Genomic DNA, 23800 nt, shown 5'->3' with positions numbered 1-23800 from the left:
AGACATCCCTACGGCAGATTGAAGTGCCCTGGGTTTTGTTCCTAGGCATGTGCCTTGATTTCCATCATTTCTCGACTGGGGTGGTGTTCCCAAAATTCGGCTTCTACTTTAGCCGGCGTGCGGTAGCCCAGGCTCTGGTGGAGCCGTGATTCGTTCCACCAGTTAACCCACTCGAACGTGGCGATTTCCACGTCGACCCACGAGCGCCTATGGATTAGTTCGTTGTTGTAGGAGCCGTTGACGTTCTTAGCCAAAGCGTTGTCATAGGAGTCGCCCACCGTCCCAGTGGACGCTGCGATACCGTGCTCGGCCAAGCGCTCGTTGTAGACCGCGGCTCACATATTGTCAGCCGTGGTCTAATTGGTGAATCAAGCCCGTTGTTTCTTTGTTACAAACGATTGCCTGGTTGAGCACCTGCAGCGGCAAGGTTTCGGTGCGCATCGAATCCGACAGCGCCCATCCGGCAATCCTCCGGGAGCACACATCAGTGACAAAAGCTGTGTACCCAAAGCCTTTCCTGGTGCGCACGTAGGTAATGTCCGCCACCCACAGCCGATGAGGGCCGGGGGCCTTAAACTCACGATTTACCAAGTCAGGGCGAAGATCCGGGCCTTTGGGCTTACGCGTTGTGATTGGTGCCCTACCTTTGCCCTTTGCCCTTTGCCGGACAGACCAGCGCTGCGCATGAGCCGGGCTGTTTGCTCGCGGCCAATGTCAATGCCCTGGCGTTGCAGCACGCGACACATCTTCCGCACGCCGTAGACACCGTAATCTTCGGAATGAACCTCGCGGAAATGCTCTACAAGGGCAGCGTCGCGAAGACTGCGGGAGCTTAAGCCCCGGATTTTAGACTAGCGCTACCCACGCGAAGTAAGGAAGCCGCCTTCACGGTGGATGTTTAACGTCTGGCAGATGAACTCGACTGAGAAACGATTGACGATACTCATTAATGAACCGAATCATTTCTTAACGTTTCTCAGTCGAGTTCGGATGCGAAAAAGCCGAAGCGGCCTTCAACAACTCGTTGGTGTCCCGCAGCTCTTGGTTTTCTCGTCGCAGCTTGGTGGCCTCTGCCGCAAGGTCCTCGGGCAACCGTTTCAGTAACGCATCCTTCGCGTCGAGCGGGCTTGCGTCCATTGCTTCGCTGTGTGCCACGACACGTTCAGTTTGGGTGCCACGATCTTGCATTCGCGGCTATGGCTACCTCGCCGGGTAGGGGAGTAGCCCACACGGTATGGTGGCCACCATGATTGACCCCATGTCCGAGTCCCCGGCACCGTACGCTACGTCGCGTACGGGGCACGATGCCATGATTCGGGTGCGTGACGCGCACCTGCACAACCTGAAACACATCGACGTCGACCTGCCACGGGATACCCTCGTGGCGGTCACTGGTGTGTCGGGTTCGGGCAAGTCCAGTCTGGCCTTTGGCACAATTCATGGGGAGGCGCAGCGCCGCTACCTGGAGTCAGTCTCGCCTTTCGCGCGCCGTCTGATCGGTGGCGCGGTCAACCCGCGGGTCGGTTCGGTTGCGGGTCTGCCTCCGACGGTGGCGTTGCAGCAGTCCACCACCCTGGGTGGAGCACGTTCCTCCGTGGGAACGATCTCGAATATGTCGAATAGTATTCGGCTGCTCTTTTCCCGCTCCGGCAGTTACCCGGACGGTATGCGCGAGCGGTTGGAGTACGGCAGGCTCCACTCCGACGCTTTCTCGCCCAACACCACCGCCGGTATGTGCCCTGAGTGCCAGGGAACCGGTACTGTGCACCGGCCGACTGAAGAGTCGATGGTGCCGGATCCCAGCCTGTCCATCTGGGACGGCGCGATCGCCGCGTGGCCGGGAGCGTGGTTGGGGAAGAACTTCCGGGACATCCTGGGCACCCTCGGCTACCCGCTCGACGTCCCGTGGCGGGATATTCCGCAGGAGGATCGCGACTGGATCCTGTTTACGGACGAGCAGCCGGTGGTCACCGTCCACCCGGTGCGGGACGAGAACGCTGTGCATCGGTCGTATGAAGGTAAGTGGCGCTCGGTTGCCACCTACCTCACCGACACCTTGGCGGAGACGGAGTCAGATAAGAACCGTCGCCGGGTGCTGTCCTTCATGCATTCATCGACATGCCCGACGTGCCAGGGTCGCGGTTTCCAGTCGGATACCTTGCAGGTCACCTACGCCGGTTACGCCATCGACGAGTTCAACGACTTGGCGTTGAAGGACGTGCTGGCTGTGCTGGAGGATCGCCTGGAGCGCTTGGAGGGGATCGCGAGGCAGGAGTGGAACGAACACGATGAGGCTGAAGAGCTACTGCTTGATCAGGTGCTGCCCACGGTGCGTGCAGCGATTGAGTTGGGGCTGGGACACTTAAGCCTCTCCCGCCCGGCACGAAGCTTGTCCGCCGGCGAGCACCAGCGTCTGCGGCTGGCGTCCCAGTTGAACTCAAGCCTGTTCGGCACAACCTATGTGCTGGATGAGCCCTCGGCGGGGCTCCACGTCGTGGAGCGCAAGGCGGTCTCTGAGTTGCTACAGCGCTTCATCGACGCTGGTAATTCGGTACTTCTGGTGGAGCACGATATGTCCCTGGTAGCCGGGTGCGATTGGATCGTGGACATCGGTCCCCGCGCCGGTGAGCGTGGCGGGGAGCTGGTATTCTCCGGGCCTATTGATCAGTTCCGGGCCAACGCCGGTCAGTTGGGATCGCCCACGGCTGCCGCCCTGAACGAGGACTTCCCCGAGCTGGTGGACACCCCTGCCGGCACCGGCGAATCCATCGGTCTGCGCGGCGTGCACGCACGCGCCTTCGACGGTGCCGATGTGGACTTCCCGCTCGGGGCGCTTACCGCAGTTACGGGTGTATCCGGTTCCGGCAAATCCACCCTGGTCATCGGGGTGTTAGCCGACGTGGTGTCCCGCTCGGCCAAGCAGGTGGTTGGCGCCGAGGAAGCTTCGGACGGGGATGCGGATGCTGAGCTCACGGCAGGGTCCGGTCACTCTGGGGATTTCAGGGTGGACAGCGTAGTGGGCGTCGATAAGATCCGCCGGTTGGTGCACATCACCCAGAGGCCGATTGGGCGCACGGTGCGTTCCACCGTGGCCACCTACACAGGGCTTTTCGATCACGTCCGCAGGCTCTTCGCCGCGAGCCCAGAGGCCAAGCGGCGAGGCATGTCGGTGTCGGACTTTTCCTATAACACGACAAAGGGCCGCTGCCCAGAGTGCGACGGTGCCGGCAGTATCGAGGTCGAGCTGGTATTCCTACCAGGCACGTATACGACCTGTCCGGCCTGCCACGGCAAGCGCTACAAGCCGGAAATCCTTGAGGTTAAGTGGAATGACCGCAGCATCGCCGATATCTTGGCGCTGACCGTGGACGAGGCGCTGGAGGTTTTCGCCGAGGAGCCGAAGATTCTGCGCTCTGTCGAATTCCTGCACGCACTCGGCCTGGGGTACCTGCGGCTGAGGCAGGGCTCCCCGGAACTCTCGGGCGGGGAGGCACAGCGCATCAAGCTCGCCTCTGAGATGCAGCGCGGCTCCAACCGCAAGCACAGCCTGTACCTCCTTGACGAGCCGACGACAGGCCTACACCCGACGGATGTTGATCTGTTGCTCGCCCAGCTGCGTCACCTTGTCGATGACGGCGCGACGGTGGTCGTTGTCGAGCACGACCTGCGGGTGGTCGCGCAGGCCGACCACATTATTGACGTCGGCCCAGGCGCCGGCGACGAAGGAGGGCAGATCCTGGTCACCGGGACGCCGTCGGCAGTCGTCCAGCAGGCCGTGGACTCGGATTCGCGTTCGGTGACGGCCCAGGTGTTGGCCGAACGGGCTGGGTTGCGCTGAGCCCGAGCATCTAACGTCATGTAGGTACACCCAACAGCGCCGAAAACCAGTCCCCACCGCACCATAAAACTCCACTTCACGCCACGCGTGTCAATTCATGCCACCTCCACAGCTGCCACGAGGTGACATAGGTGTCGTGAAGTCGCTGAGACTGTCTGTAATCCTTGCGAGAAGCTCCACCAACAGCCCCGAACGGCGTTCAAGTCTGGTGCTGTACAGGTATTATGCTTGAGTATCATGACAGCCTCGGAAACCGCCCAGCCGCACACCCCGCAGCCCGCCCAACCACCCACCCAACCACACGCCCAGCCAACCATCGCCGACCTCGCCCAATTCGACGCCGACCACATCTGGCACCCATACGGCCCCATCCCGTCGCCGGTCGCGCCCAAGCTGGTCGAGTCCGCCGAGGGCGTCAACCTCCACCTCGCCGACGGCCGCACCCTCATCGACGGCATGAGCAGCTGGTGGGCCGCCTGCCACGGCCACTCGCACCCGAAGCTGGTCGCAGCCGCGAAGAAGCAGGCCACCACGATGTCGCATGTCATGTTCGGCGGCCTCACACACCGTCCGGCAATTGAACTGGCGGAAAAGCTCCTAAAGCTCGCAGGCCCCGGCTTCGATGCCATCTTTTACTCGGACTCGGGTTCGGTCTCCGTCGAGGTGGCGATCAAAATGGCGTTGCAGTATCAGCAGGCCATTGGCCATCCCGAGCGCACCCGCCTGGCCACGTGGCGCGGCGGCTATCACGGCGACACTCGCGCGCCCATGACTGTCTGCGACCCCGAAGGTGGCATGCATTCGCTGTGGACGGGGCAGTGGACTCCGCAGGTCTTCGCCGACAAACCACCCGCCCGCGGCGCAACCGAGGAGGAACGCGCACGCTATCTCGCGCGCTTCGATTCGCTTATCGACGACTCCGTCGCCGGCATCATCATTGAACCGGTAGTCCAAGGCGCTGGTGGCATGCGGTTCCATGACCACGAGCTGCTTGTGGGGCTCCGGAAGCTGTGTGATAAGCACGGCATACTCCTTATTGCGGATGAGATTGCCACCGGCTTCGGTCGAGCTGGGGACCTGTTCACGACGCAGGCGGCCGGGATTGTGCCGGATATTATGTGTGTCGGCAAGGCGCTGACCGGCGGCTTTATGAGCTTCGCAGCCACCCTCACCACCGCCGACGTGGCTCGCACCATTTCCAGTGGCGCAGCCGGAGGCATCATGCACGGCCCGACCTTCATGGGTAACCCGTTGGCCTGTGCCGTGGCCTGCGCGCAGCTCGACCTGATTGCAGAGGGGCAGTGGCGTGAGGATGTCCCGCGCATTGAATCCCGACTTCGCAACCAGCTCCAGCCCTTAGCCAGCAGCGATGCCGTGGCCGACGTGCGTGTCCTTGGCGCAATCGGCGTCGTGGAGATGCAGCGCCCCGTGAACATGGGCTTGGCCACGGCAGCGGCTGTCGATGCCGGGGTGTGGCTGCGGCCATTCGGCAAGTTGGTGTACACCATGCCGCCGTATATCAGCACCAATGATGAGGTCGATCGCATCTGTGAGGCCATCGCCGCCATCGTCGCCGCCGAAGAAAAACGCAAGTAGCGCAACCAAAAGGAGCACCACCCACCATGAGCATCGTCCTTGTCACCGGCACCGGTACCGATATTGGAAAGACCATCGGCACGGCAGCCTTGGCGGCGGCACTTCGCGAGGAAGGCAAGGAGGTGCACGTCGTCAAGCCAATTCAGACTGGATTCCCGGGCCCAAATGGCGGTGATTTGGACACTGTCGCGGAGCTGACGGGGATTGACAACCTGCATGGCTTCGAGCGTTACCCCGAGCCGATGGCGCCGGTGGCGGCGGCGCAGCGTGCGGGCATGCGCCTGCCGGAGGCCACGGAAATCGCGGAGAAGATCAAGCTTATCGACGGGCCGAACCGCGTTGTCCTCGTGGAGGGCGCGGGCGGCTTGCTGGTGCGACTCGGCGAGGACTGGGCGCTGCCGGAGCTGGCGGTGTTGCTGCCGGGTAGTCAGATGGTGGTCGTGACGCGGTTGGGTCTGGGCTGCCTGAACGAGGCGGAGCTCACCGTCGAGGTGGCGCGAGGCCGTGGGGTCAATGTCACGGCGCTGGTGGGCGGTTCGCTGCCGGCGGAGACCGACCCGATCATCGAGACCAACCTGGAAGAACTGCCGCGCATCACCGGGGTGCCGCTGCTGGGGTCGGTGCAGGCGGGAGCGGGCGCGCTGGGCCGGCAGGAGTTTGTGGCGAAAGCTACGCAGTGGCTGCCGGGCGTGCGAGAGTGGGCCGCAGCGCTGTAAAAGGCGCTGTAGGTGGAGGCCGCGCGGGACGTCGTTAAGCTGGCGCTTTACTAGAAACGTGCTAAGGTGGCTACACGACAAGGCGCGAGGCTTTCTCTGTAATTCTCTTTATTAACCTGCTTCCACCGGCCATTTTGGGCCCACGGGGGGAGAGAACAGCGTCGCCTGGCGCTGACGTTCTAACAAACAGAACATTCTCCAACGCTTGAAAAGGATGTAGGTCAAGTGGCTAAACCCGCTCGCCGAGAAGGCACACCGGCACACAAGAACCGTAAGAATCAATCCAACCGCGGCTCCACTAACGCCCAGCGCAACCGCAGCCGTCGCGACAGCGGCGCGAAGGTGGAGACCTCCAACGTCCACGCGAAGGACATCTACGTATCCAACGCTCGCCCGGCGCGCCACCAGCACGTGGACTCCGACCGCCGCGGCTCGGGCAAGCGCGTGCACAGCGAAGCAGGCGAGGGCGTGCGTCTGCAGAAGGTCCTCGCACAGGCAGGCGTGGCGTCGCGTCGTATGGCGGAAAAGCTTATCGACGAAGGCCGCGTCGAGGTCGATGGCAAGATCGTGACACGACAGGGCGTGCGGGTGGACCCGAACACGTCTGTGATTCGAGTTGATGGTTCCCGCGTCATCGTCAATGAGGACATGCAGTACTTCGTCCTGAACAAGCCGCGTGGCGTGCAGTCGACCATGCATGATGACATGGGCCGCCCGTGCGTGGGCGACATCATCGGTGAGAAGATCAGCGCTGGTCAGCGCCTCTTTCACGTGGGCCGCCTGGATGCGCCCACTGAGGGTCTGCTGCTGCTCACCAACGATGGTGAGCTGGCTAACCGTCTGATGCACCCGAGCTACGAGGTCACCAAGACCTACATGGCCACCGTTGTCGGCGAGGTCGATGCCAAGGTCATGCGTGAGCTGGAAAAGGGCATTGAGCTCGATGACGGCATCGCTAAGGCGGACATGGCGCAGATCATCGACGTCTGGCAGGGCCGCTCTATCGTCCGCATCGAGCTGCACGAGGGTCGCAAGCACATCGTCCGCCGGATGCTCAAGACTGCGGGCTTCCCGGTCGAGCGCCTGGTGCGCACTAAGATTCACACTGTCCAGCTGGGCGAGCAGACCCCGGGCGCTCTCCGCGCACTCAACCGCGCTGAGCTGACCTCCCTCTACAACGCGGTGGGGCTGTAAATGGCACTAGTGAAGAAGAACGAAGAGAACCAAGGAGCTGAAGGAGCCCACATGAGCGAGCAGAACACTGACGACATGCTGTTGGTTGCCATTGACGGCCCTTCCGGCACTGGCAAGTCGACTGTCTCTCGGATGGTCGCAACCGAGCTGGGTGCAAAGTACTTGGACACCGGCGCAATGTACCGCGTGGCCACCCTGTGGGTGCTGCGCCAGGGTATCGACCCGACTGATGAGGAAGCCGTGGCCAAGGCGACGGCCGCCCTGCCGCTGGAAGTCTCCGATGACCCGAACTCCACTGCGGTCCTCCTCGACGGCGAGGATGTCTCCGGCGAGATTCGTGGCCCGGAGGTCACCCGCAACGTGTCGGCGGTCTCCGCGATTCCGGCTGTGCGCACCAACCTGGTCGCACTCCAGCGTTCGCTGGCCGCATCAGCCGTGCGCTGTGTCGTGGAAGGCCGCGACATCGGCACGGTCGTTCTCCCGGACGTCCCTGCGAAGATTTTCATGACCGCCTCCGCAGAGGTCCGCGCTCGCCGCCGCTACGACCAGGACATCGCTGCTGGTCGTGAGGCTGACTTCGACACCGTGCTTGCCGACGTCATCCGCCGCGACGAACTCGACAGCAACCGTGCGACCTCTCCGCTGAAGCCAGCCGAGGACGCATTCATTTTGGACACCTCTGAGATGGACATTGAAGAGGTCGTGGAAAACGTCCTCGATGTCGTTGAAGCCGGCTACCCGGGGTCCACCATGGACTGGGACGATGTGGACAACGAGGAGTTCGAGGGCTCCTACGAGGACTCCGAGGACTCCGAGGACGACACCGCCGGACACCTGGTCGCAAACGTGGAGAGCGAAAACGCGCCGGGCACCGCAGGCAGCCACACCAGCGCAGACGAGTTCATCGACCGCACGATTGCCGACCACGAGACGATCATCTCCGAAGCCATCGAGCGCGCCGAAACCGGTCAGATCGACGACGATGCCGACTGGGAAGAACTGGAAAACGCCTTCGCAGCGCTTGGCGTGAGCGACGAGGAGGAAGAAGCTCTTCCGACCGTGGCCATTGTGGGACGACCGAATGTTGGTAAGTCCACCATGGTTAACAGGTTCATTGGCCGTCGTGAAGCAGTTGTCGAAGACTTCCCGGGCGTGACCCGCGACCGCATCTCCTACCTGGGTGAATGGGGCGGTCGTCGCTTCTGGGTGCAGGACACCGGCGGCTGGGACCCGGACGCCAAGGGTATGCATGCGGCGATTGCTCGTCAGGCGGAGACCGCCATGGAGACCGCCGATGTGATTGTCATGGTCGTTGATACCACCGTCGGCATCACCGCCACGGAAGAGGTCATGGCCCGCCGCCTGCAGCGCGCGGAGCAGCCGGTTATTCTCGCCGCCAACAAGTTTGAGTCGGATTCGCAGCTTGGCGACGTCGCGGAGTTCTGGGCCCTCGGGCTCGGCGAGCCGCACCCGACCTCGGCCCTCCACGGTCGTGGCAATGCCGACGTGATGGACGAAGTGGTGTCCTCCTTCCCGGAGGTGCCGCGTGCGAAGTCGCTGCCGACCGGGCCGCGTCGCGTGGCATTGGTGGGCAAGCCGAACGTGGGCAAGTCCTCGCTGCTGAACAAGCTCTCCGGTGAAGATCGCGCAGTGGTCAGCGACGTGGCCGGTACCACGGTTGACCCGGTGGACTCGCTGGTGCAGATGGACGAGGCGCTCTGGCGTTTTGTGGATACCGCTGGTATCCGCAAGAAGACCAAGACCGCCAAGGGCCACGAGTTCTACGCTTCGCTGCGTACTCGTTCGACGATTGACAACGCCGAGGTCGTAATCTTCCTGGTCGATGCCTCTGAGCAGATTACCGAGCAGGACCAGCGCGTGCTGCGCATGATTCTCGACTCCGGTCGGGCACTTGTGGTCGCCTACAACAAGTGGGACCTCATGGATGAGGACCGTCGCGATTTGCTCGAGCGCGAAATTGAAGAGCAGCTCGCACACGTGCCGTGGGCTCGTCGGGTGAACATCTCCGCCAAGACTGGTCGCGCTGTGCAGAAGCTGGAGCCGGCCATGCTGGAGGCCGTGGAGTCGTGGGATAAGCGTATCTCCACTGGTCGCCTGAACACATGGTTGCGTGCGATTATGCAGCAGAACCCGCCACCGCTGCGTGGTGGCCGCCAGCCGCGCGTGTTGTTTGCCACCCAGGCATCCTCGCGCCCGCCGGTGATTGTGCTGTTCACTACCGGCTTCCTGGAGCACGGCTACCGTCGCTTCCTGGAGCGGAAGCTGCGTGAAGAATTCGGTTTCGAGGGCTCACCGGTGCGCATCGCGGTGCGTGTCCGCGAGAAGAAGAAGCGCCGCTAGGACCTGCTAGGAAGCACCGTCAGGTAGTTCCGTTCAGGCCTGCTAGTCGCTCGAATTGAGCTGAGAAAAGCCCAAAATGTGATTTAGGCAATTGCATTTTGGGCTTTTCGTTGGCATTTTAGAGTTTCAGTAAATTAGCGATAAGGAGAACTGACAATGGTCAGGCGCGGCAACAACCGTGACGGCTCTCAGCACGATGGCCGAGACAACAGCTACGGACGCGATTCCTCAAGCTCATACGGCGATGACTCCGCGACTCGCTACATTCCGCGGGACGAGGGATACCGCGGATACAACCCGGATGCCGACTTCGCGGGCGAGCAGCCGACCGAATACTTCGGCGGCGACTCCTCTGAGACACAATTCCTGCAGCGTGGCGATGAAACACGTTTTGAGAACTCGCGAGGTACCGGTGCCGGACCGCAAGGCGGTGGCGCAGGCGGTGGCGCGCAGGGGAGCGGCCAGTACTGGGCTCCGCTTTCTGAAGAAGAACGCGGCTATGGTCAGGCGGGCCAGCAGGCAGGCGCAACCCAGCAGTACGCCGCAGGTGGCGCAGGCGGTTACGGTGACATGAACAACGGCAACAACCGCGGTAATAACCGTGGCAACAGTGGCAATGATGACTCCAAGAAGGGCTGGGGCAAGCCTGTCGCCATCGTGGCCATCGCCGCGATGGTAGCCGTAGTCGCGCTGGTAGCCCTGGTCTTGTCCTTTACTTCCGGAACCGAAGACAAAAACGACAATACGGCGGAGCCGACGCAGGAGACGTCGTCAAGCCCGACCCCGACGACAACCTCGCCGGAAGAAACCACGACAAGTCCCACCGATCGCTTGGACCCGTCGGGCACGATTAACGACACCCGTGAGCGCCTCGAGCAGGAGCTCGACCAACTTCGCGAGTCGCCGCCAGCTATCCCTGGCCCCGGTGAGCGCAGCAGCGGTTGGGGCACCATCCCGCAGGGCGTGGTGGGCAAGAGCCCGGCATCGGTCGAGGTGGAATTGCGTACCAACGGCTACCAGAACGTGACTGTCGTCGACGCCGAGGGCAATCCGACCAACTCGGTGGCCGCGATTATGGGCAAGGTCGCCTCGATTGATCCGCCGGAGGGACAGATGGCGGAGACATCCACTCCAGTGACCATCTACCTGCAGTAATGCGGTGGTCAGGGAGGGTGGCAGGGGCGATTTTCGCCTTCAAACTCCAATGATGTAACCTATAGCTCGTTGCACTTTCGTGCACGCGGGCTGTAGCGCAGTTTGGTAGCGCACCTCACTGGGGGTGAGGGGGTCGTCGGTTCAAATCCGGTCAGCCCGACAAAATAACCGCCGTCTTCTGGAAGATTCCGGGAGGCGGCGGTTTTGTTTACGGCTATTGCTGAAGGCTTTTGTTTGCCGTCTAGCGCGCGATGCTACTAGCGCACGACAATACCGTCGGAGTCAGCGTAGAGCGTCTCGCCCGGAACGAAGTCAATGCCGCCGAAGGAGACAACGACGTCGCGCTCGCCCTCGCCGGTCTTGGTGGACTTGCGCGGGTTGGTGCCAAGCGCCTTGCAGCCGAAGTCCATCTCGCCAATCAGCTTGGAGTCACGGATCGCGCCGTTGACGACCACACCAGCCCAGCCATTGTCCTTGCCGAGCCCCGCAATAACGTCACCGACCAGTGCCGTGTGAACAGAAGCGTCACCGTCGATGACAAGCACGCCACCCTCCGACGGTTCGGAGAGGACCTTCTTCAGCAGCGCGTTGTCCTGGAAGCACTTGACCGTGGAGATCTTGCCGCAGAACTCCACGCGACCGCCGAGGTTACGCATCTGAGTATCGCAGGAACGCACGTCCGGGCCGATCTCGTCAACCAGGTCAGCGGTGGGGATGAATTCGATTGCCATAGGGGATTCAAGTCCTTCCGAAAATTCTCGCATCAAGTGTTAAACCCATTGTTTCAAACTCAAGATGTGACTAAAGACATATGGTGCAAATTCGCTGGCGGCGATTGACACTCCGAAGGCCGGCCCAGATTGATTACTCTGGTGAGTCAGAACGCGCCGACAACCACACGCGCGCAGGAAGGGTAGAAGATGGCTGGGTTTAATTGGTTTTGGAAGGCTCTTAGCGGCAAGCAGGGGCGCAACCAAAAACGCAGCGTAGGGCTGGTGGCACACGCCGCTGAGCTCGAGCCGCAGGTACAGGCGCTTTCCGACGCCGACCTCGCCGACTTCACCCGCCAACACGCCACCGACGCACCGGAGCTTTTAGCCGCGCTCCGCGAAGTCTCCCAGCGCACCCTGTCCATGCGCCCCTTCGATGTGCAGCTGCAAGGCGCACTGGCGCTCATGGAGGGAGACGTCGTCCAGATGGCCACCGGTGAGGGCAAGACTCTCTCCGGCGCCCTGGCTGCAGCCGGGTTCGCGCTGCGTGGCCACCGCGTGCATTCTGTGACCGTCAACGACTACCTCGCAGGCCGCGACGCGCAGTGGATGCAACCGCTGTTCGGGTTCCTAGGGCTCTCGGTGGCGGCTATTTCGCCGCAGGAGGGACCGGGGGAGCGTCGTAAAGCATATGCGGCAGACATCGTCTACGCCGCCGTCAACGAACTCGGCTTCGACGTTCTGCGCGACCGCTGCGCGCCGGCCATCGAAGACCGCGTGCAGTCGCCCGCTGATGTCGTGATCATCGACGAAGCCGACTCCGTGTTGGTCGATGAAGCGCTGGTCCCGCTCGTGCTTGCCGGCAATGAGCCGGGCACAGCACCGACCGGACAGATCACCGACGTGGTGCGCCGCCTGCAGCTCGGCGACGACTACACCGTCGACGAAGGTCGTCGCAACGTCTTCCTCACCGACACCGGCGCCGCACGCGTCGAACGCCTGCTTGGCATCGGCTCGCTGTACGACGCCGAACATGTCGGCACCACCCTAGTTCAGGTCAACGTTGCACTGCACGCCCACGAGTTGCTGCAGCGCGATGTCGACTACATCGTGCGCGACGGCAAGGTACAGCTCATCGACGCCTCGAAGGGACGCGTGGCGGAACTGCAGCGCTGGCCGGACGGTCTGCAAGCAGCGGTAGAGGCCAAGGAGGGGCTGCAGGTCTCGGAGGGCGGCCGAATCCTCGACTCCATGACCATCCAGCAGCTCGTCGGCCGCTACGACATCACCTGCGGCATGACCGGCACCGCCACCTCCGCGGGCGACCAGTTCCGCGAGTTCTACGGACTTCACGTCTCCGTCATCGAACCCAACGTCCCATGCATTCGTGACGACGAGCCCGACCGCATCTACGCCACCACCGACGACGCGTTCGCCGCGCTTGTCGACGAGGTCGTGGAACTCAACGGCACTGGTCGACCAATACTCGTAGGCACCCGTGACGTGGCGGAATCGGAACGCCTGGCCGATGCACTGGTTCTGCGTGGTATCGAATCCTCGGTGCTGAACGCGAAAAATGACGAGCTGGAGGCCCAGGTCATCGCCAATGCTGGCGATATTGGCCGCGTGACGGTGTCCACCCAGATGGCCGGACGAGGAACCGACATCCGCCTCGGTGGGGCAGATGAATCCAACCGAGATGCGGTGGTCGAACGCGGTGGACTATGCGTTATTGGCCTGGGCAAGCACCGCACTGACCGACTGGACAATCAGCTGCGTGGCCGCGCCGGGCGCCAGGGCGATCCGGGCTCGTCGGTGTTCTTTGTCTCCCTGGATGATCCGGTGATTTCCGAGGGCGCTGCTGGCGAGACGCTGAGCGTGCTGCCCGAGGATGATGGCCGTGTCCGGGATAAGAGGGCATACCAGTTCATCGACCGCGCACAGCGAGTGACAGAGGCGACCATGCTGTCGATTCATGCGACGACGTGGAAGTACAACAAGCTCATCGGTGACCAGCGCGAGATTCTGGATGAGCGCCGGGAGAAACTGCTGACTACTAATGCAGCCTGGGAAGAACTGTCCAAGTTGGCATCGGCGCGGGCCAAGGAAGTCGAATCCGTAGTCGGGCGCGATGTCGCCGAGGATGCTGCCCGGGAAATCATGCTGAGCCACCTGGATCGCGGATGGTCAGACCACCTGGCGGATCTGGATGACCTGCGGGAGTCGATTCACCTGCGCGCGCTGGCTAAGGAAAGCCCCATTGATGAGTTCCACCGCGCCGCCATCGGCGCCTTTAAGAGCCTGGTGAACAATGCCGTTACCGAGTCGGTGCAGACCTTCCAAGAGGTCGAAATCGACAGCGAAGGCGCACATCTAGAGGACACGGGTCTTGCTCGCCCGAGCTCGACGTGGACGTACATGGTCAACGACAACCCATTGAGCAATGGTGGCGGCTCGGTCGTCGGCTCGATTGCCGCGATGTTTAGGTAAGCCGTAACCACAAGTTTGGTAACAATTTGAAAATATTTCTCAGGTGACCGGCCTAGGTACACCCACAGAGAAAGCTCTCAGATGTCGGTATTTACGCATATCAATCATGTTGTACATACCCTGCTGGTGAGCTGCGTCACAACATGGTTGGGATTAGATAACAACACGAAAGCGGTTGGGGCGCTATTATCTAAAAAGTAACGAGTAAATCGCCCAAGGTTATCCCGGAGGGAAAGATATGACTAGCAATAGCGGCCAGCCAGAGGCATCGGTCGAGACCACCTCGGTCTTCCGTGCAGATTTGCTGAAGGAAATGGAGTCCGGCTCTAACACGGACTCCACGGTCTCCGGTGTTGAAGGACTTCCGGCGGGCTCGGCACTCTTGGTTGTCAAGCGGGGGCCAAACGCAGGTTCGCGTTTCCTGCTCGATCAGGCAGTCACCACCGCTGGTCGTCACCCGGACAGCGACATCTTCCTCGATGATGTGACTGTTTCCCGTCGTCACGCAGAGTTCCGCAAGAACGGTGACTCCTACGAGGTCGTCGACGTGGGATCGCTGAACGGTACCTACGTTAACCGCGAGCCGAAGAACTCCGCGGTTCTGGCTAATGGTGACGAGGTTCAGGTCGGTAAGTTCCGCCTCGTCTTCCTGATCGGTAACTAATTCGACATCGGTTAATGTCGACGCCTGTCGGCATTAACCCCTTATTTTTGTAAAGGCTCGGAAAAGACCAGTGGCAGCAGTACGCAAATCAGCAGTTTCGCAGCCGACTTCGTCGGAAAGCACTGCGAAGCAAGCACGCTCGGTGGGCAAGAAGAAGACCATCGGTGCTGTGCTGAAGGAAGTCAAGGTTGAGTTCCCTGATGTAACGCTGTCCAAAATTCGTTTTCTCGAGTCGGAGGGGCTGCTGTGCCCGTCGCGTAGCTCCTCGGGTTATCGTCGCTACAGCCAGGCGGACATTGACCGCCTGCGCTACATTCTCACCGTTCAGCGCGATAACTACTTGCCGCTGAAGGTTATTAAAGAGCAGCTCGACGAAATTGATGCGGGCAACGCTGGCGGCGACGGGCTGGCATCGGTCACTCCACTGGTGACGGCGGATCAGTTCCGCGAAGCCGCAGTGGTTTCGCTGACGCAGGCGGAGCTGGCAGAGCGCACCGGCGCTAGCGAGAAGTTCATCACCGAACTGGTTCGAGTGGGCCTGATTACTCCGGACACGCTGAACATGTTCGATGGCGATGACCTGCTCATCACTGAGACGGCGGTCAAGCTGGCTGAGTTTGGCCTGGATGCCCGCCACCTCAAAACTGTGCGTACCGCTGCGGCCCGTGAGGCAGATTTGGTGTCGCTCGCTGCTAGTCCGCTGAGTAAGTCGCGTGCAGCTAGCGGCAAGCAGAAGGCTGTGGAGATGGGCCGTGAGATGACTGCGCTGATGGTCACGCTGCACGGCACTTTGGTCAAGCGCCAGGTCAACAAGGACCTGGGGAAGTAGTCGGTAGTCCCGCGTAAATAGCGGCTCGCTACAATTATCGCTGTTATGGACGAAAAACTCGTAGAAGTCAAGTTTCTAGACTGGATGGCGCATCCTCCTGAGGACGATCCAGTGCTGCTCCTGCATGCCGAAGAGACCAATCGGATTATCCCGATTTGGATTGATTTGGCGACGGCGACGGAGTACTCCGCCCGTGAGACCGGCGCTACGCAGCGTCGCCCGGGCATGCATGAGGTCTTCGTCGATACGCTGGACATGGTGGGGCAGAGCGCCCTGCGCGGCCAGATTACGGGCGTGCATGAGGGCGTTTTCATCGCCAACCTGGTGCTCGAAGGTGGCGCAGAGATTGATATGCGCCCGTCCGACCTCATCCTTATCGCTAGGGAACTTGAGGTCCCGCTGTATGTTGCGCGCGAGGTGCTCGACGCCACGTCGGTAGCGGCGCGTCTCGTCGCAACCAATGGCGGTTCGCTTGCCGACGAGTCGGAGACCGACTCCGTCGAGGCATCGGTGTCGGAGTTTGCGGAATTCCTCGACAGCATTGATGCTGACTACTTCGCCGAGCCGCATGGTGATGCGGAGGACAAGAAGTCTGATGGTGAAGCCGACGGTGGCGCCGATTCAGCTTCCGATGGCGACCGTTAAACGTGTGACTGGAGTGAATAACTGGCTACTTTTGGGGTAGTTGTGACGCTTATTTCCTCCGGCGTGTCGCTGAATGACCCCATAAAAGGGGTAACTTTTCGGAAGTTATAGTTTCATCCCGTCCTGCGGTTTTGCTCCCGGGTTGTGCTTGAGCTGGGGAAACTGCGGCTCCAAACTCTAAACCTTAACTTTAGGTTTAGAGATTCGGCGTGTCGTCCTGTGATGTATTGACAGCCGATTAACCTTGGCGAAAGATAAATAACGGCAGTGAAACTACCTCGGGAGAATTTATATGGTCGACGACAACAGCGGTTCGCTCTTTGGCGACAATGAGCTCCGTGCGTCGGACTCGCAAGAGCCGCGCGCGGTCCAGGAATCCCTGTTCGACATGGGGCCGGACGAGCAGGTTGGCTACCGCGTTCCCATCGCGTGTCAGGTAGCGGGCATTTCTTACCGCCAGCTGGACTACTGGGCACGCACCAAGCTGGTGGAGCCTTCTATCCGTACCGCCAAGGGCTCGGGTACCCAGCGTCTGTACTCCTTCCGCGACATCCTCGTTTTGAAGATTGTTCGCGGTCTGCTGGACACCGGTATTTCCCTGCAGAACATCCGTCTGGCTGTCGACCGCCTGCGCGATCTCGGCGTCGATGACCTGGCTACCATCACGCTGGTTTCCGACGGTCGCACCGTCTACCAGTGTCGCTCCAATGAAGAGGTCATCGACCTGCTCAACGGTGGCCAGGGAGTGTTCGGCATTGCTGTCCCGGGCATTATGAAGGAACTGACTGGCACCATCGCCTCCTTCCCGTCCGAGCGTATTGACGGTACTCAGGAGAACCCAGGCACTGGCATCGACGAGCTGGCTGAGCGTCGTCGCCGTCGCATCTCCTAACCGCCAACAGATACGGTAACCGCCAACGATACGGCTGGACAGCGGCGTCGCTGCTATGGCCTCCGTTCAAATAGCCGAAACAAACTAAACGAAAACCGCCTTCCACAACTGGTTCCGTTCCTCCTCTCCCGAGGTTGGACCAGATGGAGGCGGTTTTTTGCTACTTACTCCGTACCGATAGCCGCAGCCAACTGAGAGGCCAGGCCATCGCCGTAGTCGGCCGCAATGCGCAGAGAGCCAGTGGTCATATTTGCCACCTCCTGCAGCTCGGGGCTGGAGCTGTCGCCGTCGGGAAGCACGATGACCTCAATCGTTACCGGGCGGTCTGGGCTAATGAGTTCCTTGATCCTCTCGACGGACTCGGCGGCATCGGCGCCCGAGGCATCGCGACCCGAGGTGAGCACGACGAGACGGTTGGGCTTGTCAGGGGAGTAGGTGTCGCGGGCGGCCTGGTAGGCATCGATAAGCGCTGGCCAGAACTGTGCCTCACCACCGGCCGGAAGTTCGGCCAGCGACCCCTTTACGGCGTCCGCGCCATTGTTGGCCTCGTCATCGGGCGCGGGAAGTTCCGCGAGGCGGTTCACCTCAGGTGCGAATGTCCACAGGCCGTAACGGCCACCAGGTGCCGCATCGATAGCGCCGGTCAGTGCCGCAGACAGCGCCCCAACATCGACGCCCTCGGAGGTGTCAGCGAGCAGGAGCGCCGAACCCACCGCAGTTGCGGGCTGTTGCGCGTCCGGCTGCTCCAATGCTGGTGGCAGCGCAAAAGAGTCCGTCTGAATCTGCGAGAGCACCCCAAAGTTCTCTGCTACTTCAGGGCTGAAAGTGCTCTCAGCAGCTTCGCCGTCGGCGCCGTGATCTGCTGCGAAGTTGCGGAAGTCCTCGGCCGCGCGAGCCGTGTTCTCGTCGATCTTGCCGCCGGAGCCAAAGGTGACAACTGGCGCGTGCAACTGGGGTGCATCCGCAGGGGAGACCAGCTTCAGCCCCTCGCCGGCCATCTGCAGCATGGGCTGGGTCGCGGCCACGCCGTCGAAATCAGCGACGTTCTGGCTGAGCATGGTCAGCAGAGTATTGGAGGTGTAGACCTCACCCAAGCCCGCGCGTTCGCGAGCGACGTCCGGGCCACCGCCAAGTCGAGCACTAATCACGGCCGACAGTGCCGCATCGGAGCCACCTGGGGCGGCCACGCGCAATCCTGCAAGCTCTTCCCAGGTGGCGTTGTTCAGCTGGTCAGCACGATTGGTTGTGAAGGCCACGCCGCTAGCAATCGGCGGCAACCACGTCTTGGGGTTGTTGACCTTGACCTTGTCTGAGTTCTTCGCCTGGTCCACAAAAGAGATATCGGCGGGAATCCAGACACCTGGAGTCATAATTCCAGTACCGGCTTCATCCGCAGCGGGGTCCTCCGGAGCTCCCTCACCAGCTTCAGTGCCACCAGCCTCAGTCAGGGCGTTCACAACCTCCTGCGAGCCCGACACCGTAATCTGTGGCCGGACACAGAAGTCCCTCACCACGGGATTCGACTCGCCATAGTCCTGCACAAGTTTCTGTGCCGAGCCCACCGCAGCAGGATCAGCGGTCACCACCAGCGTCAGGTCACCCTTCGTACATCGTGCACGGTCAGCATCAATCGACGAATCGTTGCTCTTGCGCAGATTAACCCAGGCAAAAACCGCAGCCACCAGAACAATTACGACCAAGACGGCAATAAAAGGCCCCTTAGCCACTCGATAGTTGTTCTCACCCGAGGCGTGTCGTCCCATGTCGTTCTAGCCCTTTCTATGCTGAGTGTGCTCGGCACTGTCGACTCGCAGCAGACCTCGTCGTAAAGCACAAACGCGCACGTAACTCCTGCCAACTTTACTGCGTGGACAATGCGACATCTACCACTTCGAGAAGACGGCCGCGCAGAACATCGGCACGCGCACTGAGCTCACGCTGGCGACGGACGTACTCGGCCTTGCCTTCGGGCGTTTCGATGCGAATGGGCGCAAAACCCCAATCCCGCAGATCGTAGGGAGCGGCGCGCATATCCAACTCACGGGCACTGCACGCGAGCTCGAAAGTATCCAGCCACAGGTCGCCGGGGACCGCCTCGCCGAGCTTGGTCGCCCATTTATACAAGTCCATGTTGGCGTGCAGACAACCCATCTGCTCACAGTGCGGCTGCGTCTCGCGCGTCGGTGCAAACTCGTTGAGCGGCACGGCGTCGGGCGTGAAGAAACGGAAGGCATCGAAGTGCGTACATCGAACCGTGTGGGCCTCGACGACCTCGTCCGTGCCTGCCTGACCCAGCCGCAGTGGCTCCGGATGACGATGCTCGGGCTGGCGATACACCATCGCCCATTCATGCAGGCCAAAGCAGTCAAAGTGCGCCGGATTCGCGCGTGTCGAACGCAACAGATTGCCGATGTACGCCACCGTCTTACCTCGCTTATCGACGTACGCCGAAACATCCATACGCGCCGTCCCCGAGGCGGTATCGGTGGGCTCCTTGCGGGCAGGGCTATCGGTAGTGTCGTCCGTGTCGAGGGTAAAGAACTTCAGGTGACTGATGTCCTTGGCCGTCGCACCGGGAAGATCTACGCCGATGCCCGGTGACCAGCGGCGGAGTTGGCCGGGTTTAACGGGGTAGTACTCGAAGATGAAGTCCCAGACCGGGTGGCGCTGGCCGCGACTGCGACGGGACAGGTGGTCGCGGGTCAGGATATCGACGCGGGCGATATGCCTTGCTTTGGCTTCACGCCAATCGAAAGACGAATCGGGCGTAGGCGTCACTGCTGGCGTCCCTGCGTGCTGCCCGGTCGGGTCCGGGGCGGGTTCACGGTTGGGTGCTGCTTTGGCGCACCGCTGCGACGCGGGGAGACCTCGTGGGTCCAGTCGCGCACGACACCGACCTGCTCCTCGATGAGGTCCTCCAGAGCCACGATGCCGATCTGCTCCGCACCGGAGAAAGCACCGGTCTTCGGGGCGATGCTTGCCGGGGCGTTTGCGCGCCGATGCGGCTTTGGCATGCGCGCGCGTACAGCCACTGCCATGTGGGCGCTGTAGCGGCGCATGATGCGCAATCCCTCATCCAGCGTGGCATCGATAGGAATCTCGATCATCGGGCGAATCTCGTCATCAGGGATGGCCGTCTCTGGGCCGGAGGCAGGATCCATGACGCGGTCGAGGACATCTTTCACGTGAACATAGCCGCGGTACTCGTTGGGTTCATTGTTGGCCGCAGCGACGGGGAACCGGGAGAAGCCAGTTTCGGTGACCGCCGTCTCTAGATCGCCGACAGTCGGTGCGGTGGGGAGGCGCCGAATCTGCTCGTGCGGAATCAGTACCTCCTCAATGGTGCGCGTGGCCGAAGCCAGTGTGCGACGAAGGCGGACGTGCTCCTCGCTGTCAAGGAGCCCCTCTTGACGAGACTCCGCAATCATCGATGCCAACTCAGTGGAATCGACAGTAGTGTCGAGCTCATCGCGCTGCTCAATGCCGAACAGCTTAAGCGTATGGCGAGCCATCCAGTTAAACAGCAGCAACAGCGGCTTGGTCAAGCGGTAGAAGACCATGTGAACAGGAATAAGCAGCATGGCCATCGTTTCCGGTCCTGCCAGCGCGATATTCTTCGGTACCATCTCACCGAGCATGATGTGCAGCACTGACACCAGCATCAATGCGATGGCAAAGCTCAGCGGGTGCAGCAGCGACTCCGGAATACCCATGGCGTGGAAAGGAGCTTCCAGCAGATGTGCCAGCGCCGGTTCAGAGACCTTACCCAGCAGTAGCGAGGCAATGGTGATGCCCAGCTGTGCGGCGGCGAGCATCATCGACAGGTGCTCAGAAGCATTGATAACTGTGCGTGCGCGCTTCTTTCCCTGAGCCAGCAGCGCTTCCAAACGGTCACGGCGCGCAGCAATAAGTGAGAACTCCGCGCCCACGAAAAACGCGTTGACCAACAACAAGAAGAAAGTCAGGAGGATTCCAAACCAGTCACTCATAGGTTGAACATCTCCTTAGCGCGCTCGTTGGTCACAGGAATCAAAATGGCACGGTCCACGCGGCGGTCATCCATCGCCAGAATGCGGGCGTACCAGCGTCCGGCGATACCCGATTCGAACTCGTCCATGAAGTCGCGTTCGGTCTCTGGCAGCAGGACGACGTCACCGACCTCCGGGATGCGACCGAGCGCAAACATAATCAATCCACCGAGCGTTTCGAAGCTACCTTCTGGGGCGAAGTATCCGACCTTGGTCGGCAGCTCGTCGGTACGCACAAGGCCGGAGCAGTTCCAGCCTTCGATCGCGCGTTTGACTTCCTGCTCGGACTCCTTGTCGTCGTACTCATCCCAGACCTCGCCAAGAATTTCCTCGACGACATCCTCGATGGTGACAATGCCGGCGATGCCGCCGTACTCGTCCGCGACCAGCGCAATCTGCGAACCGGCCGAACGCACGGCCTCCAGTACGGCATCGCCGTCCAGCGACTGCGGCAGCGTCGGCACAGGCCGTGCAATCTCCCGCATGGTGGTGGTTGAGCGCTTCGCCGCAGGTACCGCAAATGCGTCCTTGACGTGGACAACACCGACAGTGGCATCGAGGTCCCCGTCAGTAATGGGGAAGCGGGAATGCCCCGATTCGATAGCGACAGCCAGCAGATCCAGCGCCGTGTCATCGACATCGAGGGAGGTGATCGTCGACCGCGGCGTCATTAGGTCCTCCGCCGTCGTTTCGCCAAAGCGTAACGACGACTCGAGTACAGCGGCCTTCGACTCATCCAATGCCCCCTGCTCCGCAGAATTGCGCACCAGCGCTTCCAGCTCCTGCGGGGAACGCGCCGAAGCCAACTCATCCGCCGGTTCAATACCGAGCTTGCGCACCAGCCAGTTCGCCGTGGCATTCAGCGAATGGATGAAGTAGTGGAACACCCAGTTAAACGCCATCACCGGACGAGCCGTAACTCGCGCTACTGCCAGCGGCTCTGTAATCGCGACATTCTTTGGCACCAATTCGCCGTAGACCATCGACAACATCGTGGCCACAATGAGCGCAAGAATCAGCGCGGTCGGTCCCGCTGCAGACTCGCTGAGCCCCATCCAATGCAACATCGGCGTGAAGTACTGCGCCAGCACCGGTTCCGCGAGGAAACCAGTTGCCAGTGTCGTCAACGTAATGCCCAGCTGTGCACCGGAGAGGTGGAAGGACAGTCGATTATGCGCCTTGTGAACGGCCTCAGCAGGTGCATCCGCTGAACGGGCGCGGTCGGCGTCAATCGTAGATCGCTCCAGTCCCGTCAGCGCGAATTCAAACGCCACAAAGAGGCCGGTGCCAGCGGTTAGCGCGATAAAGCCGACAACCGCGACAATATTGAGAACAATATCCACTGATTATCTCTTCTTCTTTTTCCCTCGCTTGGGGCGGTGTACGCGACCGCCAGCACGATTCTTTCCGCTTGCCGACGGACCGCCGCGCCCGCGGTAACCGGCACCACCAGCACCGCCTGCCGATTGGCTCTGATCTTGACGAGCCCGGCGCGGACGCCGTGCGCCCAGTTCCTTGACAAATCGCGGCAGTCCCGGAGCGGCGCGCAGCTCTTCAGCTTCAACGCCGGCCCCTGCCAGCAGCTCGCGGGCCTGATCAACCTGGCGGTCACGCACAATCATCGCTACCGTGCCGGAAGCACCTGCACGAGCCGTCCGACCCGAGCGGTGAATATACGTCGCGGAATCCCTTGGCGGATCCGCGTGCACAACCAAGTCAAGAGCATCGATATCAATGCCACGAGCGGCCACATCCGTGGTGACGAGGACATTGATTTCACCCTCGGCAAAGGCCTTGAGGACCGCGCGACGAGTTGCCTGGCCACGATCGCCGTGGAGGAAACCTAACTTGATGTCGTAGAACTGTAGAAACTTAGCCAGCTGCACGACACGCGCCTTAGAGTTGGCGAAGATGACGCACTGATCCTTGCGGGAGGCAATCCAGGCGACCACTTCGTCGGCTTCGTTGTTGTCCTCCACCCGAAGTAACAGATGCCGCATATTGCGCATGGTCAACCGGGAGGCAGTGACCTTGTGCTTCGCAACTTCAGTGCTACTTGCGCGACGATCGCGAATAAGCCCCGCGGCGTCGTCGTTAATCGTGGCGGAAAAGACCATGCGCTGTGCCGACTTCGGGCACGCACGGACCAGGCCCAGAACATCGGGCAGAAAGCCCATGTCAGCGAGCATGTCCGCTTCGTCGACGACGACAGCGAGGACGTGCTCAAGGCTGAGTAGACCGCGGCGGCGCAAATCGTGTGCGCGACCCGGTGTGACCACAGCGATATCGACTGGTGCCGCGAGCAGAGTCTGCTGCTTGGCCACGGAATCACCGCCGACCAAGCTCAAGACACGCAGACCTGCAGCGGCACCGATGTCAGCCAGGACATCAGCAATCTGATCTGCGAGTTCGCGCGTTGGCGAAATAATGAGCGCGCGCGGGTAACCGGGAAGCGCTGGAGAGGCGTTATTGAGTAACGCGACCAGCGGAATGCCGAATGCGAGCGTTTTGCCCGAGCCTGTAGGGGCCTGCGCAAGAACGTCCTTGCCAGCGAAAGCATCTGGCAAAGTCGCCACCTGCACGGCAGTAGGCGAAGTTATGTGCTGGGCACGCAGAATACTCACAATCGCTTCCGGCGTGCCCAACTGTCTGAAATCACTGGACTCAGCAGGAGGGGGCATG

21 protein-coding genes and 1 tRNA gene are annotated in these 23800 nt (G+C 61.4%); 12 read left to right on the top strand and 10 right to left on the bottom strand.

Annotation, left to right across the window (positions count from 1 at the left end; all coding sequences use genetic code 11):
• Nucleotides 1-41: 41 nt before the first annotated feature.
• From HMPREF1206_RS11000 to HMPREF1206_RS11145, 4 genes are all read right to left on the bottom strand, one after another.
• On the bottom strand, nucleotides 42-314 hold the full coding sequence (locus tag HMPREF1206_RS11000; protein ID WP_081636718.1) for an integrase core domain-containing protein: 273 nt from the start codon (nucleotides 312-314) through the stop codon (nucleotides 42-44).
• 31 nt (nucleotides 315-345) lie between these two features.
• Nucleotides 346-591 carry a DDE-type integrase/transposase/recombinase gene (locus HMPREF1206_RS11475; protein ID WP_369707165.1) on the bottom strand — a complete coding sequence of 82 codons (246 nt, stop codon included), beginning with the start codon at nucleotides 589-591 and terminating at the stop codon, nucleotides 346-348.
• The gene (locus HMPREF1206_RS11470; protein ID WP_369707164.1) at nucleotides 585-755 is read right to left on the bottom strand and encodes an IS3 family transposase; all 171 of its coding nucleotides are present in this window, start codon (nucleotides 753-755) and stop codon (nucleotides 585-587) included. The genes HMPREF1206_RS11475 and HMPREF1206_RS11470 overlap by 7 nt, the downstream gene beginning before the upstream one ends.
• A 211-nt stretch (nucleotides 756-966) precedes the next feature.
• Entirely contained in the window at nucleotides 967-1155 is a 189-nt protein-coding gene (locus tag HMPREF1206_RS11145) for a hypothetical protein (protein WP_155877872.1), read from the bottom strand.
• Nucleotides 1156-1258: 103 nt separating this feature from the next.
• Between HMPREF1206_RS11145 and HMPREF1206_RS08165 the strand changes: the two genes are divergently transcribed.
• From HMPREF1206_RS08165 to HMPREF1206_RS08135, 7 genes are all read left to right on the top strand, one after another.
• Nucleotides 1259-3838, top strand: coding sequence for an excinuclease ABC subunit UvrA (locus HMPREF1206_RS08165; RefSeq protein ID WP_042389336.1), 2580 nt, complete (start codon nucleotides 1259-1261; stop codon nucleotides 3836-3838).
• Between the two features lie 237 nt (nucleotides 3839-4075).
• On the top strand, nucleotides 4076-5434 hold the full coding sequence (locus HMPREF1206_RS08160) for an adenosylmethionine--8-amino-7-oxononanoate transaminase (RefSeq protein WP_016422844.1): 1359 nt from the start codon (nucleotides 4076-4078) through the stop codon (nucleotides 5432-5434).
• Between the two features lie 26 nt (nucleotides 5435-5460).
• Nucleotides 5461-6150, top strand: coding sequence for a dethiobiotin synthase (bioD, locus tag HMPREF1206_RS08155; protein ID WP_016422843.1), 690 nt, complete (start codon nucleotides 5461-5463; stop codon nucleotides 6148-6150).
• 342 nt (nucleotides 6151-6492) lie between these two features.
• Nucleotides 6493-7344 (top strand): pseudouridine synthase, encoded by an 852-nt coding sequence (locus tag HMPREF1206_RS08150; protein ID WP_042389329.1) that lies wholly within the window; start codon nucleotides 6493-6495, stop codon nucleotides 7342-7344.
• Between the two features lie 51 nt (nucleotides 7345-7395).
• Nucleotides 7396-9705, top strand: a complete 2310-nt coding sequence (gene der / locus HMPREF1206_RS08145; RefSeq protein WP_016422841.1) for a bifunctional cytidylate kinase/GTPase Der — start codon at nucleotides 7396-7398, stop codon at nucleotides 9703-9705.
• Between the two features lie 156 nt (nucleotides 9706-9861).
• Nucleotides 9862-10860, top strand: a complete 999-nt coding sequence (locus tag HMPREF1206_RS08140; RefSeq protein ID WP_016422840.1) for a PASTA domain-containing protein — start codon at nucleotides 9862-9864, stop codon at nucleotides 10858-10860.
• Between the two features lie 86 nt (nucleotides 10861-10946).
• A tRNA-Pro gene (locus HMPREF1206_RS08135) sits at nucleotides 10947-11020 on the top strand.
• A 97-nt stretch (nucleotides 11021-11117) separates the two neighbouring features.
• Here the strand turns inward: HMPREF1206_RS08135 and rraA are convergent.
• A complete protein-coding gene (gene rraA / locus HMPREF1206_RS08130) occupies nucleotides 11118-11591 on the bottom strand; it encodes a ribonuclease E activity regulator RraA (protein ID WP_016422839.1) in 474 nt (157 codons plus the stop codon).
• Between the two features lie 189 nt (nucleotides 11592-11780).
• Here rraA and secA2 point away from each other — a divergent pair, with 189 nt between their 5' ends.
• From secA2 to HMPREF1206_RS08105, 5 genes are all read left to right on the top strand, one after another.
• Nucleotides 11781-14060, top strand: a complete 2280-nt coding sequence (gene secA2, locus HMPREF1206_RS08125) for an accessory Sec system translocase SecA2 (RefSeq protein ID WP_016422838.1) — start codon at nucleotides 11781-11783, stop codon at nucleotides 14058-14060.
• 238 nt (nucleotides 14061-14298) lie between these two features.
• Complete coding sequence (odhI, locus tag HMPREF1206_RS08120; protein ID WP_016422837.1) at nucleotides 14299-14724, top strand: oxoglutarate dehydrogenase inhibitor Odhl; 426 nt, start codon at nucleotides 14299-14301, stop codon at nucleotides 14722-14724.
• A 70-nt stretch (nucleotides 14725-14794) separates the two neighbouring features.
• On the top strand, nucleotides 14795-15553 hold the full coding sequence (locus tag HMPREF1206_RS08115; protein ID WP_016422836.1) for a MerR family transcriptional regulator: 759 nt from the start codon (nucleotides 14795-14797) through the stop codon (nucleotides 15551-15553).
• Between the two features lie 45 nt (nucleotides 15554-15598).
• A complete protein-coding gene (locus tag HMPREF1206_RS08110; protein WP_016422835.1) occupies nucleotides 15599-16198 on the top strand; it encodes a bifunctional nuclease family protein in 600 nt (199 codons plus the stop codon).
• A 388-nt stretch (nucleotides 16199-16586) separates the two neighbouring features.
• The gene (locus HMPREF1206_RS08105; RefSeq protein WP_172620271.1) at nucleotides 16587-17090 is read left to right on the top strand and encodes a MerR family transcriptional regulator; all 504 of its coding nucleotides are present in this window, start codon (nucleotides 16587-16589) and stop codon (nucleotides 17088-17090) included.
• A 164-nt stretch (nucleotides 17091-17254) separates the two neighbouring features.
• Here HMPREF1206_RS08105 and HMPREF1206_RS08100 read toward each other — a convergent pair whose 3' ends face one another.
• The 5 genes from HMPREF1206_RS08100 to HMPREF1206_RS08080 all read right to left on the bottom strand — a co-directional run bounded on the left by HMPREF1206_RS08100 (nucleotide 17255) and on the right by HMPREF1206_RS08080 (nucleotide 23799).
• Nucleotides 17255-18853 carry a hypothetical protein gene (locus HMPREF1206_RS08100; protein WP_016422834.1) on the bottom strand — a complete coding sequence of 533 codons (1599 nt, stop codon included), beginning with the start codon at nucleotides 18851-18853 and terminating at the stop codon, nucleotides 17255-17257.
• 97 nt (nucleotides 18854-18950) lie between these two features.
• Nucleotides 18951-19868: a hypothetical protein gene (locus HMPREF1206_RS08095; RefSeq protein WP_016422833.1), complete on the bottom strand. Its 918-nt coding sequence runs from the start codon at nucleotides 19866-19868 to the stop codon at nucleotides 18951-18953.
• On the bottom strand, nucleotides 19865-21079 hold the full coding sequence (locus HMPREF1206_RS08090; protein WP_016422832.1) for a hemolysin family protein: 1215 nt from the start codon (nucleotides 21077-21079) through the stop codon (nucleotides 19865-19867). Before HMPREF1206_RS08090 ends, HMPREF1206_RS08095 begins: the two co-directional genes overlap by 4 nt.
• Nucleotides 21076-22461 carry a hemolysin family protein gene (locus HMPREF1206_RS08085; protein ID WP_016422831.1) on the bottom strand — a complete coding sequence of 462 codons (1386 nt, stop codon included), beginning with the start codon at nucleotides 22459-22461 and terminating at the stop codon, nucleotides 21076-21078. The genes HMPREF1206_RS08090 and HMPREF1206_RS08085 overlap by 4 nt, the downstream gene beginning before the upstream one ends.
• Nucleotides 22462-22464: 3 nt before the next feature.
• A complete protein-coding gene (locus HMPREF1206_RS08080) occupies nucleotides 22465-23799 on the bottom strand; it encodes a DEAD/DEAH box helicase (protein ID WP_222865657.1) in 1335 nt (444 codons plus the stop codon).
• Between the last annotated feature and the right edge of the window lies 1 nt (nucleotide 23800).

This window comes from Corynebacterium sp. HFH0082, from assembly GCF_000411235.1.
Taxonomy (GTDB): domain Bacteria; phylum Actinomycetota; class Actinomycetes; order Mycobacteriales; family Mycobacteriaceae; genus Corynebacterium; species Corynebacterium jeikeium_D.
This window is presented reverse-complemented; position numbering and strand designations above follow the sequence as displayed.

Excerpts from the sequence above, each read along its gene's own strand:
- rraA (WP_016422839.1), bottom strand. The coding sequence starts at position 11,591 with ATGGCAATCGAATTCATCCCCACCGCTGACCTGGTTGACGAGATCGGC.
- bioD (WP_016422843.1), top strand. The coding sequence starts at position 5,461 with ATGAGCATCGTCCTTGTCACCGGCACCGGTACCGATATTGGAAAGACC.
- HMPREF1206_RS08100 (WP_016422834.1), bottom strand. The coding sequence starts at position 18,853 with ATGGGACGACACGCCTCGGGTGAGAACAACTATCGAGTGGCTAAGGGG.
- HMPREF1206_RS08110 (WP_016422835.1), top strand. The coding sequence starts at position 15,599 with ATGGACGAAAAACTCGTAGAAGTCAAGTTTCTAGACTGGATGGCGCAT.
- HMPREF1206_RS08090 (WP_016422832.1), bottom strand. The coding sequence starts at position 21,079 with ATGAGTGACTGGTTTGGAATCCTCCTGACTTTCTTCTTGTTGTTGGTC.
- HMPREF1206_RS08160 (WP_016422844.1), top strand. The coding sequence starts at position 4,076 with ATGACAGCCTCGGAAACCGCCCAGCCGCACACCCCGCAGCCCGCCCAA.
- odhI (WP_016422837.1), top strand. The coding sequence starts at position 14,299 with ATGACTAGCAATAGCGGCCAGCCAGAGGCATCGGTCGAGACCACCTCG.
- HMPREF1206_RS08080 (WP_222865657.1), bottom strand. The coding sequence starts at position 23,799 with ATGCCCCCTCCTGCTGAGTCCAGTGATTTCAGACAGTTGGGCACGCCG.
- HMPREF1206_RS08105 (WP_172620271.1), top strand. The coding sequence starts at position 16,587 with ATGGGGCCGGACGAGCAGGTTGGCTACCGCGTTCCCATCGCGTGTCAG.
- der (WP_016422841.1), top strand. The coding sequence starts at position 7,396 with ATGAGCGAGCAGAACACTGACGACATGCTGTTGGTTGCCATTGACGGC.
- HMPREF1206_RS08140 (WP_016422840.1), top strand. The coding sequence starts at position 9,862 with ATGGTCAGGCGCGGCAACAACCGTGACGGCTCTCAGCACGATGGCCGA.
- secA2 (WP_016422838.1), top strand. The coding sequence starts at position 11,781 with ATGGCTGGGTTTAATTGGTTTTGGAAGGCTCTTAGCGGCAAGCAGGGG.
- HMPREF1206_RS08165 (WP_042389336.1), top strand. The coding sequence starts at position 1,259 with ATGTCCGAGTCCCCGGCACCGTACGCTACGTCGCGTACGGGGCACGAT.